An 18991-nucleotide genomic window follows, 5' to 3' on the forward strand; every position below is an offset into this window, starting at 1 on the left:
GCCTAACCTACATATCCCAGTTCCTCGGCCCAGGCCGCCCGGGCGAGCCGCACCGAGAAACCCGCCACGGCTCGAGCACGCTGTCGCCCCTGGCTGGGCGGCCGGCGCTACTGCCGCGCAGCCCAGGAATCCCGCAGCGCGGCCAACGCGTCCTCGCCCAAGCCGGAGACCGACATGGGCTCATGGCGATGTTCGTCCCCGGCGGCGCCGCCGATCGCTTTCGCGGCGGACGAATCGGCGGCGAGTTCATCGACGGCCGACGCGAGTTCGGCGATGGTGAAGTGCTCGAACACCAGTTGCGGCGTCAACGGCAGGCCCGCCTCCCCCGCGCGAGTCGCCCATTGGATCGCGATGATGCTGTCGCCGCCGAGGCCGAAGAACCCGTCGTCGCGCCCGACATCGGTGATCTCCAGCAATTCCTCGAGGATGGTGATCAGTGTGCGCTCGGTGTCGGTGCGGGGTGCCTCGCTATCTCCCCCGGTGTACCGGGCGGGCACCGCGGTCGACCGCACCACCGACCTTGCCGTATCCCAACCGTCCGGGAGCACGTCCAGCTCGCCGATCGCGGTGTCCGGCTGCTCGGCGAACGCCTCGAAGACCCGGACGAGCACGTCGGCGAAGACCTCCCCGGTCGTGGCCTCGTAGAGATCGGGATTGACCACGATGCGCGCGATCATCGCGCCTGTGGTGTCGACGGTGTAGTCGAAATGGAAGTCCATGAACGACACGTCGTAGAACTTGGGTATGCCCTGCATCGTGACCGCGCCGTCCGCGTCGAACGCCACCGGCGCCGCGCGGTGGCGCATATGCATCATCACTTGGAACAGCGGGTTGCGCGACAACGAACGCTGCGGATTGACGGTCTCCACGAGTCGCTCGAACGGCACGCCTTGACGGCTGATCGCGTCCAGCGCCGAATCCCGTACCCGCTCCAGCACGGTTCGCGGGGTCGGATTGCCGGAGACGTCGTTGCGCAGCACCACCACGTTCGCGAACAGACCGATCAGATCGTCGGTCGTCTGCTCGACGCGGTTGGCGACGGCCGCGCCGATGGCCAGGTCGTCACCGGCGCCGAGCACGTTCAGCACCACGGCGCTGACCGCCTGGCACACCATGAACTCGGTGGCGCCCGCCGCTTCGGCCATGGCGCGCAGACGTGCCCAGGTCGTGGCGGACACCTCCCGCGTGACGCCGATGCCGTCGCGGCCGAGCACCGCCGGGCGCGGGCGGTCGTGCCCCACCGCGATCTCGTCCGGCAGCCCGGCCAGCGCGTCGCACCAGTAGTCCAGCTGCGCTCGGCCGTACGCGCTGACCGCACGGTCCGGACCGCGGTCGAACACCTCGCGCTGCCACATCGCGAAATCCGCGAACTGAACAGCCAATTCGGGCCACTCCGGCGCGGCACCGCGCAGGCGGGCGCGGTAGGCGGTGGCGAGGTCGTCGACGAAGATCTGGCAGGACCGGCGGTCGGCGATGATGTGGTGCATCAGGATCGACAGCACATGGACTCGCGGAGCGAGCACCAGCAACCGCAGCCGCAGCAGCGGCTCGGACCGCAAGTCGAACGAGTAGCCCGCGTCCGCCGCCAGTTCCGCGTCGAGCCGGGCTTCGATATCGCCGTCGCCGAGTTCGACGACCGGAACCTCGACCCGCTCGGCCGGGTGGATGCGCTGGTGCGGGGTTCCCTCGTGCTCCGGGAACGTGGTGCGCAGCGATTCGTGCCGGACCACGACGTCATCGATGGCGGCGAACAGTGCGCGACGGTCGAGGGGGCCGTCGAAACGGATCGGATAGGTGACGTTCTCACCATCGATCGCGCCTTCCATCCGCCGCTGCAACCAATAGGCGCGCTGCGAATACGACAGCGGGATGTGCTCCGGCCGCTCCCGGCGGATCAGTTCCGGCCGTGCGGGAGAGCGTGGTTCGACGCTCGGCGTCGATCTCCGGTCTCCGGCGTCCTCGTCTGCCGCGGCGAGCTCGTCCAGATCTATCCCGAACTCGTCGAGGAAGGCGGCGACCAGGTGAGCGGCCAGTCCGGCGACGGTCGGCTCGTCGAAGGGCACCCGCATGTCGATCTCGATGCCGAACTCGGCGCGGATCATCGTGATCAGGCGGGCGGCGAGCAGCGAGTGTCCTCCGAGTTCGAAGAACGAGTCCTCGGCGCCGATCCGATCACGGTTGAACAGCGACGCGTACAGCGCGGCGACGCGTACCTCCGTCGGCGTCCGCGGCTCGCGGTGGGTACGGGCCGCCGCGAGTTCGGGCGCGGGCAGCGCGCGTTTGTCCAGCTTGCCGTGCGCGGTCAGCGGCACCTCATCGATCACGGTGACAGCCGCGGGCATCATGTGCTCGGGCAGAGTCGATTCGATGAACGCGCGCACCTGGTCGAGATCGAGGTCGACGCCGGGCATCGGCACCGCGTACGCCGCCAGAATCGGTCCCAGCGACTCGTGTTCGGTGACGATCACGACGCAGCGGGCCACTCCGGGATGATCGGCGACCGCCGCCTCCACTTCACCGAGTTCGATCCGGTACCCGCGCACCTTGACCTGTTCGTCGGCGCGGCCGACGAATTCGATCTCGCCTTCGGCGTTGCGTCGCGCGAGATCACCGCTGCGATACAGCCGCGCACCGGGCAGGAACGGGTCGGCCACGAATCGCTCGGCGGTGAGACCCGGACGATCAAGGTAACCGCGCGCCAGCTGACGGCCACCGAGATAGATCTCCCCCACCACTCCATCAGGCACCAGCTGCAACGCTTCGTCCAAGAGGTAGAGGTACACATTCTGGTTCGGTGTGCCGATCGGCACTGTCCCGGTGCCCTGCGGCCCCTCCACGACCAGGTGGGCCGAGCAGACGACCGCCTCGGTCGGCCCGTAGTGGTTGCGCAACTCCGCGTCGAACAGCGCCGCGAACCGGTCGGCGACCTCGCCCGGCAACGCCTCACCGCCCACCGGAACATGGCGCAGCGTGCGCCAATCGTTCACCTCGGGCAACACGAGGAACGTCGCCAACATCGAGGGCACCATGTGCAGCACCGAAATGCCGTGTCGGGTAACGAGATCCGCGACGTAGGGAATGTCCCGGTACGCGTTCGGCTTCGGCACCACCACGCGCGCACCGGCGACAAGGGGGACGAATATGTCACCGAGCGACGCGTCGAAACTCACCGACGTCGACTGCAGCATGCGATCGTCGGGTGTGAGATCCCATTCCGCGGTGAAACTCACCAGGTGCTCGGCGATCGCTTCGTGCGGGACGGGTACGCCCTTGGGTTTCCCGGTCGATCCGGACGTGTAGATCACATAGGCGAGGTTCGTCGGACGCAGCGCGGCGATCCGGTCGGCGTCGACCGGATTCCGCTCCGGCAGCGAGCTCGCTTCCGACTCCGCCGCCGCGAGACCAGCGCCGTCCAGGACGATTTCGGGTGCGGCGTCCGCGAGCAAGTACTCGATGCGCTCGCTCGGATAGGTGGGATCGACCGGCAGATACGCGGCACCGGATTTGAGCACCGCGATGCTCGCGACGATGAACTCGACCGACGTGCCCAACCGCAGGCCCACGATCTTCTCGGGTCCGGCGCCGCGGCGGATCAGCCAGTGCGCCAGCCGGTTCGCGCGCCGATTGAGCTCGTCGAAGGTCAGCTCGACCGCATCGGACGCGACCGCGCACTGCCGGGGCAGCGCGGCGGCCCGCTCCTCGAGCAAAGCGACAAGGGTGGTGACCGGGCGTTGGGTCAGCTCACCGTGCGACCGTGCCAGAATGCTCGCGCGATCGGCCGCGCCCAGGATGTCGATCTCGCGCAGGCGCAGCCGAGGATTACGCACAGCCGTGTCCAGCAACTGCACGTAGTGCGCGACGAACTGCCCGACCAGCTGCCGATCCAGCGCGTCGACCAAGTAGGTCGCCTCGACTCGCGCGCCGGCCGGGCCCAGCACGATCATCAAGCCCAGTTCCTCCGCGGCCACCGCCGGACCCAACGGCAGCTCCGTGGCTTCGACGCCGTCCAGCGCGAATCCGGCCGCTTCGCCGCGCACGCTGAAGCTGAGCTGGACGAGCTGCGCCATGCCGTCCCGGCCCGCCGACCGATCCGGGCTCACCTCGCGGATCACCCGGTCGACGCCGACGCCCCGATGACCGAACGCGCCGATGCAGGTGTCGCGCGCCCGTTCGAGCAGCACGGCGAAATCATCCCCGCCCGCCAGGTGCGAGCGGATCAGCACGGCGTTACCGAAATAACCGATCAGCCCCTCGGCGCCACCGCGTCGATCGACCACGGGCACCGAGACTAGGAAGTCGGTCGCGGCGGTGTAGCGCTGCACCAGCGCCTGGAAAGCCGCGAGCAGCACCATGAACGGTGAGGCCGCGTGGTCGTCGGCGAACTCGGTGATTCGCGTCATCAGCTCCGAGGACAGTGTCCGCACACACCGATCCGCGTTCTTCGACGGACTGTGGACCGCGCCGCTGCCCGGCAGCTCGAGGCGCTCGGGCAGCGGGCTCAGGGCGTCGCGCCAGTAGGCGAGGTCGGAGTCGTTGACGTCACCTCCGGCGCCGACCTCGACGTCGACGTACTGGGCCGTGAGGCGAGGCAGTTCGGCACCGCGGTAGGCCGCGTCGACCTCGGTGAAGAACACCGGCCACGAGTCGTCGTCCCAGCCGATGTGGTGAACGACCAGGATCAGCACGTGCTCGGCAGCGCCAGTGCGCACCAGCGTCGCGCGCAGCGGAAGGTCGGCGGTCAGGTCGAACGGGCGCGCGAACTCCCGGCGGGCCAGCACCTCCACCCGCAGCTTCCGGCTCGGCTCGGGCAGGTCGGTCAGATCGTGCTGCTGCCAGCACACTTCCGCGTCGGCACGGGCCACCTGGTACGGCTCGCCGTCCGGACCCACGTGGTAGGTGGTGCGCAATACCTCGTGTCGCGCGACCACGGTGGCGAACGCGGCGCGCAGGCGATCCACGTCCAGCGCTCCGGCCAGCCGGTAGGCGACGCACACGTTCAGTGTCGTGTCGGCCGGGTCGAGCCGCTGCACGAACCACATGCGCCGCTGCGCGTCCGACAGCGGACTCCGCTCGCCGCTCGTGCGCGCCCGCACCGGCGCCGGCGCGACCGCTTGCACGTCGTTGTCACGCAGCCGCTGCTTCAGCAACTGCTTCCGGCGTTCGAGAATGTCCTCTGCCATTACTGTCCTTCGAATCTACTGACGGGCTGGGCGCTGCGGGTTCGCGCGGTCTACGGGAGCGGGCCACCGACGGCGGCCGGCGTTACCGCGCGGGCCAACGCCGCGACGGCGTCGTGCCAGATCTCGGCGAGTCGTTCCACCTCCGCGGCGGTGAAGATGGCTTCGCTCCAGCGCAGCAGCGCGACCAGCCGCGGTCCGGTATCGGCACCCTGGACACCCGCGATCACGTCCATGGCGTAGCGGAGCGGGAAGTCGGGCTCGGGCGCGGTCGGCAATCGCGTGAACAGCTCGACGTCGGAGATCGGTGACCACGGCTGGTGCGCGCGAGCCAGGTCGAGTCGGCCGAGGTAGTCGAACAGCACCTGCGGCTGCGGCGCCGCGGTGAGTTCGGCGTCCGCTTCGAGGTAGCGCAAGACGCCGTAGTCGACGCCGTTGTTCGGAACCGCCGCCAACGTAGCGGCCACCGAGGCGAGCAGGGCACCGGCCTTGTCCGGATCCTGTATCGCCGTCGGGACGTCCACGCAGTCCCCACCGACGCCGAAGCGGGCGGGGTACACGCTGGTGAACCAGCCGACGGTGCGCGCGGTGTCGATATCGGCGCCGAGCGTCGCGTCCTCGCGACCGTGGCCCTCCAGGGCGAGATACGCTCCCCCGCTGGGATCTTGGCCGCGCTCCACCCGCCACGTCGCCAATGTCATGGTCAGCGCGGCGAGCAAGAACTCCCGTACGCCGATCGCACCGGTTAGGTTGCCGAGCACCGCCGCGGTGAGATCCGGCGGGGCAGGCAACGGGTACACGCGGTAGGAGGACCAGGTGTCGATGCTCGGATCGGGGCGCCGGGCGGCCAGCACCGGGTCCGGCCCGGTCGTCTGCCGAAGCCAGTATTCGCGCTGGGCGGCCACTTCCGCCGTGCCCGCGCGCGAACGGGTGCGCTGCGCCCACGCCCGATAGGTGGTGTATTCGACCGGCCGAACGAGCTCGGCGACCGGCGTTCCGGCCCGCAACTGGTCCCACATCTCGGCGAGGTCGGCGCACACGATGTGCCAGGAGACCGGATCGACCGCGAGATGGTGGATGTGCAGCAGCAGCAGATCGGCGGAGTCGGTGCGGTTGAACCACACGGCTCGAACCAGATCGCCGGTGAGCGGATCGATCTCGTCGGCTGCCGAACGTGCGTACGCGCTCAGCGTCGTGGGGAATTCGGCGCGTGCCTCGACCTCGGTAAGGATGTCCGCGGCGCGCACCACGCCGGGCGCACGGGTGACGATGTCGTACCCCGACGCGGTCTCGACGAAGCGGGCGCGCAGCATGGCGTGACCGTCCAGCACAGCTTGCAGCACTGCCTCCAGACGCGGACGATCCACGTCGGCGGGCAGTTCCACCACGGTGCTCAGCGCGAGCCTGCGATAGCCGCCGTACTCGTGCATCCAGGACAGGATCGGTGTCTGCCCGACCGAGCCGGGCTCCGCCGTGGTGGCCACCGGATCGGCTGCCGCGCCCGCGTCGATCGTCGTCGCCAGTTCCCGGATGGAGGCGGCGGCCAGCACCGCTCTGGGGCTGACCGCGATGCCCTTGCGACGCAGCGCGTTCGCCAGGGAGATGGCGACGATGCTGTCGAGACCCAGCTCGACCAGCTCCTCGTCGACGCCGGGCGCCGCGCCGCCGGTGAGTTCGGCGACCGTCGTGCACAGCGTGCGCTCGGTATCGGTGCTCGGTGCGGCGGCCGACGGGTTGCCGTCCAGCGCGACGCCGGCCATCGCCTCGAGCTGTCCAGTGTCGAGCTTGCCGTTGCCGGTGACCGGCAAGCCGCCGACAACAAGGACGCGGTGCGGAACCATATACGCGGGCAACCGATCCGACAGCGCCGCCCGCAGTCGGGCGGGTTCGATGTCCGCGCCGACCACGAATCCGACCAGAGCCGGTCCGCTCGCACGACGCAGTACGATGACCGCTGCCTCCCGCACACCGGGAAGTCCGTGCAGCGCGGCCTCGATCTCGCCGATCTCGATCCGGTAGCCACGGATCTTCACCTGGTTGTCGGCGCGTCCCAGGTAAGCGAAGTCACCAGACGGCAAGCGCCGCACCAGGTCCCCGGTCCGGTACATGCGCGAGCCGGGCCGGAACGGATCGGCGACGAAGCGGTCGGCGCTGACTCCCGGCTTTCCCGCGTAACCTCGGGCCAGCTGGGCACCGGAGAGATACAGCTCGCCGAGGACCCCGTCCGGCACCGGCCGCAGCCGCGAGTCCAAGACGTACCCGGTCATGCCGTTCGTCGGCGATCCGATGACCGGGGTCGCCGCCGGGTCCGCGACTGCCGCCACCACGGCCTCGACCGTGGTCTCGGTCGGGCCGTAGCAGTTGTGCACGGCGGTATCCGGCAAGGCGCACAACTGCTTCCACAGCGGCACGCCGATCGCCTCGCCTCCCAGCGCGAGCACCGCCAGATCGGTGCCATGCCCGTCGACCAGCCCGGCGGCGGCGAGCTGAGCGAACATCGAGGGCGTGGTGTCGATCATGTCGATGCCGTGCCGGGCTATTCCCTCGACCAGCCGCCGCGCGTCGCGCATCTCCTCGGCGTCGAACAGATGGATCGACTGGCCGCCGAGCAGGCCGACCATGGGCTGCCAGGAGGCGTCGAAGCTCAGCGACCACGCGTGGGCGATCCGCAGCGGCCTGCCCAGCCGGGCGAGCGCGGGCCGGTAGACCCGCTCGCGATGGTCGGCGAAGTAGGCGGCCAGCGCGGCATGGGTGCCGATGACGCCCTTGGGTTCTCCGGTCGAGCCCGAGGTGAAGATCAGGTACGCGCACTGCTCGGGATACCCGGCGCGGGGAGCGGTCAACGCGGTGGAGTCGGAGGCGACAGCCTCAAAGGACTCGACCGGTGGCAGTGCGGCGATACCGTCCCCCAGCGGCAGGCAGGCACCGTCCGACAGGACGAGCCGTGGTTTCGCCTGACGCAGTATCGATTCGATCCGCGCCGGAGGCTGGGTGATGTCGATCGGCACGTACGCGGCGCCGGCCGCGAGCACACCGAGGATCGCCACGATCGATCGCGCCGAACGCGGCAGGGCCAGAGCGACGACGTCTTCCGGTCCGATACCGCGCGCCGCGAGGCCACCGGCCAACCGCAGCGCGACGTCGGACAACTCGCGGTAGCTGAAGCGCTCGCGCTCGGTGCTCAACGCGAGATCGTCCGGCGCGGCGGCCACCTGCCGGGCGAACAACTGCGGCACCGTGACGCCGAGCACATCGGCGGCCGGTCCGGCCGGCGGCCGTGGGCGCTCCCGCGGCAGCAGCACGTCCACGGTGTCCTGGCCGGCCGCGCCGATGTCCGGTAGCTGCGACACCACGGCGAGCAACCGGGTGCCGAGGTCGGCGGCGGACAATTCGCCGAACACCGCTTCGACGGCTTCGACCACCACGGTCAGTTGGCCGTCGAGCAGGAACGACACCACGGCCAGCGGGTAATGGGTCAGGCTCTCCGATGCGGTTGGGCGGAACGTGGTGCCATCGGCGGTGGTCACGGGCTGCAACACGTCGGCGACCGGCGCGTTCTCATAGACGAAGAGCGTGTCGAACAGCGCGCCCCGGCCGGTGGCACGCTGAATCGCCGACAAGCTCAGATATCCGTTGTCGCGCATGGCCGCCGACGCGCGCTGCACCTGGGCGCACGCGTGGACCACACCGCCGGCGGCCGATTCGTCCAGCCGGATCCGCACCGGGACGGTATTGATGAAGAGCCCGATCATGGTCTCGACCCCGGCCAGTTCGTCCGGCCTCCCGGAGACCGTCGTGCCGAAGACGACGTCCCGGCGATCGGTCAGACGGCCGAGCAGGATCGCCCACGCGAACTGGACCACCGTGTTCATGGTCAGCCCGTTGGCGCGGGCCCAACGCTGCACCCGGTCGGTGTCGGCGGCGTCGAGCACCACCTTGTGGATGGCCGGGACGACCGTGTTGATCACGGTGTCGGAGCGATCGGCCAGGATGAGCGGATCGACGTCCGCGAGGTAGTCGACCCACGTACGCAGCGTCGCCGCCGTGTCCCGCGCGGCCAGCCAGCCGATGTAGTCCCGATACGGGCGCGGCGTGGGCAGCGCGGCAGCGGAGCCGCCCGCCTGGTACACGGCGAACAACTCGCGGAAGAACACGCCCAACGACCATCCGTCCATCAGGATGTGATGCGCCGTCACGATCATCCGGCGCGATCCGTCGGGCAGGGTGAGCACGGCGACGCGCAGCGCGGGGCCACGCTCCAGGTCGAAGCCGCGGCGTGCCTCCGACGCCACGACGGCGCGGAACTCCCGCTCGTCCGCGTTCCGTTCGAACCAGGGCAACTCGACGGTGCTGGGCACGATCTGCACGGGCTTGGGCACATCGCGGTCCCAGAACGCGGCTCTCAGGTTGGCGTGCCGTTGCAGGATCACTTCGATGCCGCGGCGCAGCAGTGCGACGTCGACCGGGCCCGTCACCTCGATCACGAACTGCATGTTGTAGAGGTCGTCGTCCCCGGCCAGTGTGGCGAGCGAGAACAGTCCCTCCTGCAAAGGGCTCAGGGCGAGCACGTCCTCGATCCGTGGCGGCGCGGACTCTCGCTCGGTCGCGGGCACGCGGGTGGTCTCCGGCATTCGGCGGACTCCTCAGCCTTTGTTCTCGGTCATCAACAGCACGACGTCATCCAGCGACGCGCCACCGAGGATGGCGGCGACCGGCAAGTCGCGATCGAGTTCGGCCTTGAGCCGCTTGCGCAGATCGAGGGCCTGCAACGAGTCCATCCCCAGCGAAACCAGCGGCACCGAACCGTCGATGGTGCCGTCGACGAGCATGACGCGGCCGAGTTCGGTGCGAATACGCTCGGCGACATCGGTGGCGGCAGGAGCCGTGACATCGACCGTTACTCGGGTCGGCCCGCTCGGCGTGGGCCGTGGCGCGGGTTCCTCCGGGAGCGCGGAGGCGGGGATTTCGGCCAGCGCGTCCAACGCGGGCGCGAATACCGGCTCCAATCCGACGGTTTCGGTGACGCCACGCAGGCGCGGCCAATCCGCCGCCAGCACGATGCAGTTGACGGAAGGATCAGCCAGTCCCGCCGCCACCGCGCCGGCAGCGTCCATAGGTAGCAGACCAGCTCCTTCGATCCGAGCCGTGACAGCGGCGTCCGCCGCGGCGGGCAGCGCCCACAAGCCCCACTGCACCGACGTGCAGACGCGTCCCTCCGCGCGCAGTCGCCATGCCATGGCATCGAGCATGCGATTGGCGCCCGCGTACAGTGCCTGGCCCCAGCCGCCGAGCGTCGCGGCGAACGAGGAGCACAGCAGCACGGTGGCGTTCGGCGTCATCGGCAGCGCACGCGACACCGCACCGAACGCGACCACCTTGACCGCGGCGGCCCGCACCGCGGTCTCGTGATCGGCGTCGCCGACAGTCGAGTACACGTAGTCCACCGCCGCGTGGACCAGCAGGCTGACCGGACGGTCCGCGTAGCGGGTGGCCAGGCTCGCGATGGCGGCCGGAGCACTGATGTCGCAGGACAGAACGGTGATCTCGGTGTCGCCGAGCGCGCGAACCGCGCGGAGCCGCTCGGTGACCGCCGCGGTCTCGCCGCTGCGGCTGACCAGTGTGACGCGGTCCGCACCAGCGCGGACGAACTGTGCGCAGCACTCCAGGCCGACGTGGCCGGTGCCGCCGAGGATCAGCACTTCGCTCAGATCGGGCGCCGAGGCGGCCGGTTCCGGCTCGGCGACGACCAGCCGCTTGGCGTGCAATTCACCCTCGCGCAGCGCGAGTTCCGGCTCGTCGGCCGAGTGCAGCGCCTGGAGAATACGGTCCGCGAGCAGCTTCGGCTCCGACGGGGGATACTCCGCCTGCAAGTCGAGATGCCGGAAGGTCACGCCGATGTGCTCGACCGCGGCGCAGCGAAAAGCCGCGCCGGCCGCGGCCGCGGCGAGATCCGGAATCTCACCCGCCCGCACGGCTTCCCCGCCCACGGTCACCAGCCAGCACTCGGTGACCCGCGGCCCCAGTGCCGACAGCCAGCCTCGATCGGTGACGAATCCGGCGAACTCGTCGACCGCCGCGGCCTCGTCGGCGGCGCGGTCCGGCCGCAGCAGCACCACCACGGTGTCGGCTTGCTCGGCGCTCGTACCGTCGAACAGCGACACCGTCGCGCCGTGTCGCTCGGCACGCAAGCAGAGCGCCTCGGCCAGCTCCGCACAACGGCTGCCGCGATCGACCACGGTGACCGTGCGTGGAGGAGTGAGGGTGCGCCGGGTCAGCCGGACCCAGTTCTCGGTCAGCCGGACGGGAGCCACTTCGGCGGGTTCCGGCGCGCCGGCCTCGGAACGGTACGGTGCCCACAGCCGCTTCGAGTCCATGCGCGTATGCGGAAAGTTCAGCAGCGGCAGACGAACGGGAGAATCCTCGACTCGGAGGCTGTCCCAGCTGTAGTTCAGGTCGTGCGTGGCGATGGTCGCCAGATTCCGGCTGAACTCCTCCAGCCCCACCGCCGTGCGCCGGGAGGTGCCCAGTACCTGGAACTCGCGCGGGCCGGTGGCCGGGTCGTCGGGCACCGAGGCCAGATTCTCCTGCAGGGCCAGCTGCAGCGTGGGATGCTCGGCGACCTCGATGAAAGTGTCGACATCCGCGGTGGCGGCCACGACGGCCCGGTCGAAGCGGACCCGGTTGCGCAGGTTCCAGTACCAGTACTGCCGGTGCGTGATATCGGGGGTGATCGGGCCGCCGAGAGTACCGCCATAGCAGGGCGTAGTTGTGGGCGCGAATGTCGGCGTGCTCATGTCGTCGCCGAGCACGGATTCCATTTCGTCGCGGACGCCGATCAGGTACGACGTGTGCGCCGGATAGGCGACCTTGATTTCTTTGGCGAACCTGCCGCGGTTCTTGGCGGCGGTGACGATGTCGGAGACGGTCTCCTGCTCTCCGGAGATCGCCAGGATATGCGGCGCGTTCACCACCGAGAGCTCGGCCCAGCCGGACTGCCGGGCGAGCAGTTCCTCGCATTCGTCGCGGTTCATGCCGAGCACCGCCATGGCGTACTTACCGGCGGGCACGATCTCGTCGACGAGCCTGGCCCGGTGCGTGACCGCCAGCACCGCGTCGCGCCGGGTCAGCACGCCGGACACCGTGCCCGCCGCCAGCTCGCCTTGGCTGTGTCCGACGGTCGCGACCGGCCGGACCCCGTAGGCCCGCCACATGGCGGCCAAGCCGACCATGTGGAACATCAACGCGGGCTGCACCTCCCAGATGACGTCCGCGTACTCGTCCGGCGTGCCCAGCAGATAGTGCAGCGGCCGGCGGTGCCCATAGCGCTGCTCGTGGATCTCGACGCAGGCGTCGACCTCGGCGCGGTACGCCGGAGACATCTCGTAATACAGCTTGCCCATGCCGGGGCGCTGGCTGCCCTGGCCGGGGAAGACGAAACCGATGCGCCGAGCGGTGGCGACACCGGCGGTGGCGACTACGGCGGGATGTGGCGTGTCCGCGACGATCGAGCGCAGCGCGTCGAGCAGTTCGGCACGGGCACCGACCATCGCCAGCGCGCGGCGGCGGCGCGCGTTCCTCGTGCGCAACAGCATGTCCGCCACCTGGTCCGGCGTCACCCGCGGACGGTTCTCCAGATAGGACAGGACGGCCGCGGCTTCGGCGCGCAGTCCGTCGGCGGTCTCGGAGGACAGCAGCACCGGGACGGTGCCGTCCGGCAGACGGTAATCAGGCATCGATATCCTCCAGGACCGGCATCGCCAGGATGGCGTGCGCGTTGGTTCCCGCGACGCCGAACGAGGAGACGGCGCCGTAGCGGACACCGTCATGGGGCTCCCAGGGCTCGAGTCCGGTGGCCAGCCGTAAGCCCGTCGCGGCCCAATCCACCGCGGGGGAGGGATTTTCCGAGTGCAGGCTGGGTGCGATGTAGCCGTTCGCCCCGCACAGCAGCATCTTGATCAGTCCGAGCATGCCCGCGGCCGCCTGCGCGTGGCCCACGTTGGTCTTGACCGAACCCAGCCGTGGCCGGAACTCCGCGTCCGCGCCGTAGGTGTTGCACAGCGCGGTGAGTTCCACCGGATCACCGACCGGAGTGCCGGTGCCGTGCCCCTCGATCAGCCCGACCAGGCGCGGTTCGATACCCGACGCGTCGAGCGTCCTGCGCACCAGCGCTTCCTGCGCCGACGCGCTCGGTACCGCGATGGGTGCGCCTGTGCCGTTGTGGTTGATCCGGGAAGCGAGCAGCCGCGCGTAGATCCGGTGGCCCAGCTCGCGAGCCCGCGATTCGCGTTCCAGCACCACCACACCCGCCCCCTCGCCCCACAGGGTGCCCGTCGCACCCGCGGAGTAGGCACGCAGGTGACCGTCGGCGGACAGCGCGTGATTCTTGGCGAACTCGTAGAAGGCGCCGGGCGAGCCCATCACACTCACCCCGCCCGCCACGGCCCATTCGCATTCGCCGGACCGGATCGCCGCCGCGGCTTGGTGCACCGCGGTCAACGACGACGCGCATGCCGTGTCCACCGAGACCGAAGGCCCGACCAGCCCGAGCCCGTGCGATATCCGCCCGGCGACAGCACCGAGCGCGGTGCCGACCGCGCGATAGCCGCTGTACTCGTTGACGGCGCCGGCCCGCGGCCCGTACTCGCTGAACGAAACCCCCATGAAGCACCCGGCTTCGGCGCGCTCGAGCGCACCCGGATTGATTCCGGCGTGCTCCAGCGCACGCCAGGCCACCCGCATCGCGACCCGCTGCTGCGGGTCCATCGCGACCGCCTCCCGTGGGGTGATCCCGAAGAAGTGCGGATCGAACTCCGCTGCACCGGTGAGAAATCCTCCGGCGTCCCGCACAGCACCCCAGCCTTCGGTGCGGTCGAGAGCGAACAGCTCCCGCAGCGGCCATTCCCGATCCCGCGGGAAAGGACCGATCAATTCCCGCGATTCGGCCAGGGCCGACCAGAAATCATCCAGATTGTCGACGCCCCCTGGCGCCTCCACCGCCATACCGGCGATGACAATGTTGTCCTCGTAGTCCTCGTCCCCCGAAACAGATCGTGCCATATCAAACCTAACCTGCGAATTGCGAACTATCTCGCGGAGAAAACCTCGGATGTCAGCAATTCGGTGATGCCGTCCACGTTGTCGTTCAGATAGAAATGCCCGCCGTCGAAGAGGGTGACGGTGCTGCCCTGCTCGCTGTGCGTCGCCCATTCCCGCAAGTGCTGGGCGGTGACGTGCTCGTCGTCGGAGCCGCCCATGATGTGCAGGCGGGCGCGGACCCGCACCTGCGGCTCGCAGGAATAGCGGTCGAACGCCGCGTAATCGGCCTTCAGCGCGGGCAGCGTCATCCGCATGATCTCCCGGCTGGCCAGCACATCGGCACCCGTGCCGTTCAGTGCGGCGAGGTGGTCGAGCAATTCCTCGTCTTCGGTGGGGTGCGGCGGCATGTCCACCACCCGAAACGGCGCGACCGCGCCGGAAGCTCCGAGCAGGCCGACTTCGACGCCCGCGGCCTCGGCCTGCCGGACGAATTCGAATGCGGCTATCGCGCCCATGCTGTGCCCGAACACGGTTATCGGAGCACCGCGGTGGTGCTCCGATTCCAGAAAAGCGCGCAACGCGCCCGCGGCCAGCTCCGGAATCGTCGCCGCAGCCGGTTCCATCGCCCGGTCCTGACGCCCGGGGTATTGGAAGATGATGACGTCGAACGTCTCACTCAGCGCCTTGGAGAAGTTGCGGTAGGCGGAGGCGCCGCTGCCCGCGTGCGGGAATATCAGCAACTGCGGGCTCGAATCCGAGTTCGGTGTGTGGAATTTGCGAATCCACCCGATGGTCTTCGGCATCTACGGCTCCTGCTCCGATATCGCTGCGATGGCCGCCCGGTTCCGCTGTTCACGGCGGGACCGGGCGCTGCCACCGAGAGACATTAGCATAGCCTTACCAACATAAGCCTAGGGTAACCTCGCGTCCGCCGTCGGCCGAACGATTGGAGCACCGACACCATGAATCCCACCGGGACGCCGCCGTACGTCCTCGCCCGAGAGTTGACCGACATCCCGGACGAGGTCCGGCGCGGGCCCGCGCCGGTTGTCCCGGAATTCTCCGCGCCCTATACGCTGCGCCCGGCCGACCCGGACGGCGACGACCCCGAAATGCTCGCCGAATGGATGAGCAGACCCCACCTGCTCGAGACCTGGGAGCAGCCGTGGCCCGCCGAGCGCCGCCGAGCGGACTGGCGCGCACAGCTGGCCGGAAACTACTCCCGCCCCTATGTTCTCGGCTACGATTTCGCCGCCATCGGCCGTCCCGAACTGGGACAGCGCGATGTCGCCTATATCGAGCTCTACCGACCCGCGAAGGACGAGATCGCCCGGTTCTACCCGGCCGATCCACACGACATGGGCTTCCATATCGCGACCGCCGACCTGAACGTGGTCGGCCGCGGCGTCATGTCGGCCTGGATAGGTCAGCTCGCGACCCAGATCTTCGCGGCGGAACCGGAATGCCGGCGACTGATGGGGGATCCGGATCACCGCAACGCCTCGATTCACCGCGCCCTGATGAAGAACGGATGGCACGAGTTGGGAATCTTCGACGTCCGACCGGGCCGTCGCATCGCGCTGTGCACGCGTCCGCGTACGCCCGCCGATGTTCCACGCGTCCAGCGATAGCGGCGGCCACCCCGAGCGGTGCCGCCGCCGAACGCGGCGCCGGCGGATCAGCGCACGGCACGATCTCGCGCGGACCTGGTCGTGGACCGGGCTCGCGCCGACTCGGTGCGCAGCACCCGGTCCGAAAGCTCGCCCAGGCAGCTGAGATTCGGGAAGCCGGGTCCCTGGGCGAGCGCGGCGAGGTTGGGCAGGTACAACTTGGCATCCAGGCCGGACACCGCCAGGTCGTAGCCGATCGACGATTCGATCCTCGCCTGCGTCGGGCGACCACCGACCGCGAGTTCCAGAAGATCCGACGCGTTCGCGTCGAACAGGTCGAGGAACCACAGCGGCTGCCCACCGGTCGCGTCCACCACGAGGTCGAAGCGGTGCACCTGGTCGGGACGCATCTCGTTGCGCAAGGTCAGCGCGACACCGTCGCCGCGATCCGCGACCCGGACCACGCGCCCCTGCATATGGTGCACCCGGTTGTCGGCGATCAGGCTGTCTTGCACGCGCACCGAGAACACGCCACGGTCGGTCCGCCGGATCACCTCCCTGCGCTCCTCGATGCTCAGCCCACCCCACTTGATCGGATCACTGAACAGCGAATTCTCGAAATAGCTCTCCCCACGGGTGTAGATCGTCGCCATCGGCGAGATGACCGAGATGGACAGCATGCCGTGCCGCACCAGCTCGTCCAGCGCCGATCCCGCGGTCTCGCCGCCGCCGATGACAGCCGCCCTGGAGGACACGGGCAGCTTGCGCTTGCCTGCGAGGTCCCAGAACTCCGCGACACTGAGCACTTTCGGATGCTGTGCCAGAGCTTTCTCGCTGCGGCCCGGACCGGTGATCATGAGCGCGTCGGCATGGATGTCGATCGAGACACCGTCGCCGTCCACAGCTGTCACCAGCCAACCACTGGCGGCCGCCGCCACGGATCGCGCCGTACCGAGGACCAACTCGACATCGACGCGGGCCGCAACCCACTGCAGATACTTCGCCCACACATGATGTTCGGGATTGGGGCGGCCACGATCGATCCACTCGGCATAGGTGCCTTGATCGATCAGGAACGATGTCCAGCTGTAAGCCGTCATGGCCTCGTTGATCGCCCGGTTGTGCCCGCGCGCCCAGGTGGAGTGATACGGGAAGCCGATGTCCTTCTCCGGACTGGTACCGAGCCGGTGCCTGCCGTCCGTCCAGCCGCCGCTGGGCAGCCAATTGCCGCCGATCGTCTGGGCCTCCACCGCGATCACTCGGGGTGCGGGAAGCCCCAATTCGCGCAATACGTGCGCTTTCGCTGCGACGGCCATCGCCTTCGGGCCCGCGCCGATCACCACAAGCGTTTCCACCGGTTCTCCCACTTTCACTTCCCGTGCATCCGTGTTCGCACCTACATCGACCGACGGCCCGCTTCATGTTTGCATAGGCTTACCTTACAGTGAACGCCTGTGCCGATCTCCGCAACGGAGAGCAAGCCGGCACGCGACCAAGGGAAGAACGGATGATCAGCACCCGAAAGAAATTGAGCGCCCTGGCCTTTGCCACAGCCGCCCTGATCGGCGCCTTCGGCACCGTGACCGCCACGGCGATCGCCGAGGCCGCCCCGCTGACCGCGCCGCTGCGCGCCGGCGCGCCGAGCGCGGGCGAATTGCGCGCCAAGCTGGCCGTCGTCTTCAACACCGGCGCATCCCGCGGCGCGCGCGCCGCCGAATTGGAGACCGGAGAAGCCGGCCTGCCCGCGTTCGACAGCGCGGCAGCGCTCATCGCCATCGCGCCGTCCAGCTGGCGCTGGAACGTCGTCGGTCCGGTGACCGTGAACGGCGACACCGCCTACGCGACCCTTACCACCAGCACCGACGGCTACGACCCGTGGAACTTCGACCTGTCCTGGAAGCAGATCGACGGCACGTGGAAGCTGAGCCGCGAATCCATCTGCACGATCGGCAACTTCGTCGGCCAAGGCTGCTGATTCCCCTCGCCCGGATGACCTCGATCGCGGAGATCGAGGTCATCTCGCGACATACGGCGGGTGAGCGCAATTCCCGGCGGGACCGATGTGTCAATTCGCGTTGGACCGGGAGCTTTCGCCAACGACGCGGAGCATCCGGCACCGAGCGGGACGACAGATCAGTATAGTTAGGCTAACCTTATCTCCATGGGTAAAGGGGCGAACGGCGTCATCCTCAAGATGTGGCGCGCCGACGACTATCGACTGAGCGTGACCTCGACCGAGGCGGTCACCGACAAATACCGACGCATCGGGTTCACCGCAGGCGGGCTGCTCGCCGACCACCCGGTGCATCCCACCCAGTTCATCCGGTTGTGGATCCCCGACGCGGACACCGACAAACTGCATCACCGCGGCTACACGATCATCGACCAGGACCCGGCCGGCGACCACTTCTACATCGAATTCGCCGTGCACAACGGCCCCGCCGGCGCGTGGGCGCAGCGAGCGAAGGTCGGCGACGAAATCGAGGCGTCGGTACTCGGTTCGGATTTCGCGCTACCGGCGACCACACCGAGCGAATACCTGATCTTCGGCGACACCGCCTCGCTCCCGGCGATCAACTCGCTGCTCGAGGCCATCGGCGACGTCGCGGCCCGAGTCTGGCTGGAATGGCAGTACGAATCCGACCAGACCCTGCCGGTCCGCAACAAACCACACCATCGAGTCACCTGGCTGCGACGCGTCGACGACGGTCGCCTACTGCGGGAACAGGCCGAGGAAATCTCCTGCCCCGCAGACGCGTACGCCTGGGTGGCCTGCGACGGACCCACCACACGTTCGATCGTCAAAACGTTCAAGCAGACCCACAACCTGCCGAAAACTCAACTGAAATACCGGGCTTACTGGAAGTAGACACCCCGGCATATCGAGCCCGTGGCACCTGGCGGCCGGTGCTACGGGCCGTTTCGTGTGGCGGGTTCGCCATCCGGCCGGGCACCGGCCGTTGTCCTGCGTGACTTATTTCGGCAACGTGCGAAAACTGCTGCGGACTCGAGGTTTTCGAGCTCCCGACGCGCCGGGGAAGCCTCCGTGAACGGCCGTGCGTCCCGGCCCGATAGCTCGTGCGCATCGCTAAATTCGGAGGAAAGCACACCCCCGGACGCGCAGGAGTATCGAATATGTGTGGCACGGAGATATTTTCGGTCCTGTCG

9 protein-coding genes are annotated in these 18991 nt (G+C 68.9%); 3 read left to right on the forward strand and 6 right to left on the reverse strand.

The genetic code is table 11. The features are described 5' to 3' along the window. Positions 1–107: 107 nt before the first annotated feature. Genes ACT89H_RS19365 through ACT89H_RS19385 form a run of 5 tightly spaced genes read right to left on the reverse strand, consistent with a single transcriptional unit; the run spans position 108 to position 15016 of the window. On the reverse strand, positions 108–5180 hold the full coding sequence (locus ACT89H_RS19365; RefSeq protein WP_445110019.1) for a non-ribosomal peptide synthetase: 5073 nt from the start codon (positions 5178–5180) through the stop codon (positions 108–110). 50 nt (positions 5181–5230) lie between these two features. Next, positions 5231–9808, reverse strand: coding sequence for a non-ribosomal peptide synthetase (locus ACT89H_RS19370; RefSeq protein WP_445110020.1), 4578 nt, complete (start codon positions 9806–9808; stop codon positions 5231–5233). Between the two features lie 12 nt (positions 9809–9820). Then, positions 9821–12910, reverse strand: a complete 3090-nt coding sequence (gene nbtC, locus ACT89H_RS19375) for a nocobactin polyketide synthase NbtC (RefSeq protein ID WP_445110021.1) — start codon at positions 12908–12910, stop codon at positions 9821–9823. After that, positions 12903–14234, reverse strand: coding sequence for a beta-ketoacyl [acyl carrier protein] synthase domain-containing protein (locus tag ACT89H_RS19380; RefSeq protein WP_445110022.1), 1332 nt, complete (start codon positions 14232–14234; stop codon positions 12903–12905). The genes nbtC and ACT89H_RS19380 overlap by 8 nt, the downstream gene beginning before the upstream one ends. Positions 14235–14260: 26 nt before the next feature. After that, the gene (locus tag ACT89H_RS19385; protein ID WP_445110023.1) at positions 14261–15016 is read right to left on the reverse strand and encodes a thioesterase II family protein; all 756 of its coding nucleotides are present in this window, start codon (positions 15014–15016) and stop codon (positions 14261–14263) included. 159 nt (positions 15017–15175) lie between these two features. Between ACT89H_RS19385 and ACT89H_RS19390 the strand changes: the two genes are divergently transcribed. Beyond that, entirely contained in the window at positions 15176–15844 is a 669-nt protein-coding gene (locus ACT89H_RS19390) for a GNAT family N-acetyltransferase (RefSeq protein ID WP_445110024.1), read from the forward strand. A gap of 47 nt (positions 15845–15891) precedes the next feature. On the opposite strand, the gene ACT89H_RS19395 is transcribed toward ACT89H_RS19390, so the two are convergent. Beyond that, on the reverse strand, positions 15892–17178 hold the full coding sequence (locus ACT89H_RS19395) for a SidA/IucD/PvdA family monooxygenase (RefSeq protein ID WP_445110025.1): 1287 nt from the start codon (positions 17176–17178) through the stop codon (positions 15892–15894). A 152-nt stretch (positions 17179–17330) separates the two neighbouring features. Between ACT89H_RS19395 and ACT89H_RS19400 the strand changes: the two genes are divergently transcribed. Together ACT89H_RS19400 and ACT89H_RS19405 are read left to right on the forward strand one after the other, a co-directional pair. Further along, positions 17331–17798, forward strand: a complete 468-nt coding sequence (locus ACT89H_RS19400) for an MTB12 C-terminal domain-containing protein (RefSeq protein ID WP_445110026.1) — start codon at positions 17331–17333, stop codon at positions 17796–17798. A 186-nt stretch (positions 17799–17984) separates the two neighbouring features. Next, positions 17985–18692 carry a siderophore-interacting protein gene (locus ACT89H_RS19405; RefSeq protein WP_445110027.1) on the forward strand — a complete coding sequence of 236 codons (708 nt, stop codon included), beginning with the start codon at positions 17985–17987 and terminating at the stop codon, positions 18690–18692. Positions 18693–18991: the final 299 nt, after the last annotated feature.

Source organism: Nocardia aegles (genome assembly GCF_052545135.1).

What these genes read in the sequence shown, in the direction of transcription:
- ACT89H_RS19400 (WP_445110026.1), top strand. Translation starts at nt 17,331, where the DNA reads ATGATCAGCACCCGAAAGAAATTGAGCGCCCTGGCCTTTGCCACAGCC.
- ACT89H_RS19380 (WP_445110022.1), bottom strand. Translation starts at nt 14,234, where the DNA reads ATGGCACGATCTGTTTCGGGGGACGAGGACTACGAGGACAACATTGTC.
- ACT89H_RS19365 (WP_445110019.1), bottom strand. Translation starts at nt 5,180, where the DNA reads ATGGCAGAGGACATTCTCGAACGCCGGAAGCAGTTGCTGAAGCAGCGG.
- ACT89H_RS19390 (WP_445110024.1), top strand. Translation starts at nt 15,176, where the DNA reads ATGAATCCCACCGGGACGCCGCCGTACGTCCTCGCCCGAGAGTTGACC.
- ACT89H_RS19370 (WP_445110020.1), bottom strand. Translation starts at nt 9,808, where the DNA reads ATGCCGGAGACCACCCGCGTGCCCGCGACCGAGCGAGAGTCCGCGCCG.
- ACT89H_RS19385 (WP_445110023.1), bottom strand. Translation starts at nt 15,016, where the DNA reads ATGCCGAAGACCATCGGGTGGATTCGCAAATTCCACACACCGAACTCG.
- ACT89H_RS19405 (WP_445110027.1), top strand. Translation starts at nt 17,985, where the DNA reads ATGGGTAAAGGGGCGAACGGCGTCATCCTCAAGATGTGGCGCGCCGAC.
- nbtC (WP_445110021.1), bottom strand. Translation starts at nt 12,910, where the DNA reads ATGCCTGATTACCGTCTGCCGGACGGCACCGTCCCGGTGCTGCTGTCC.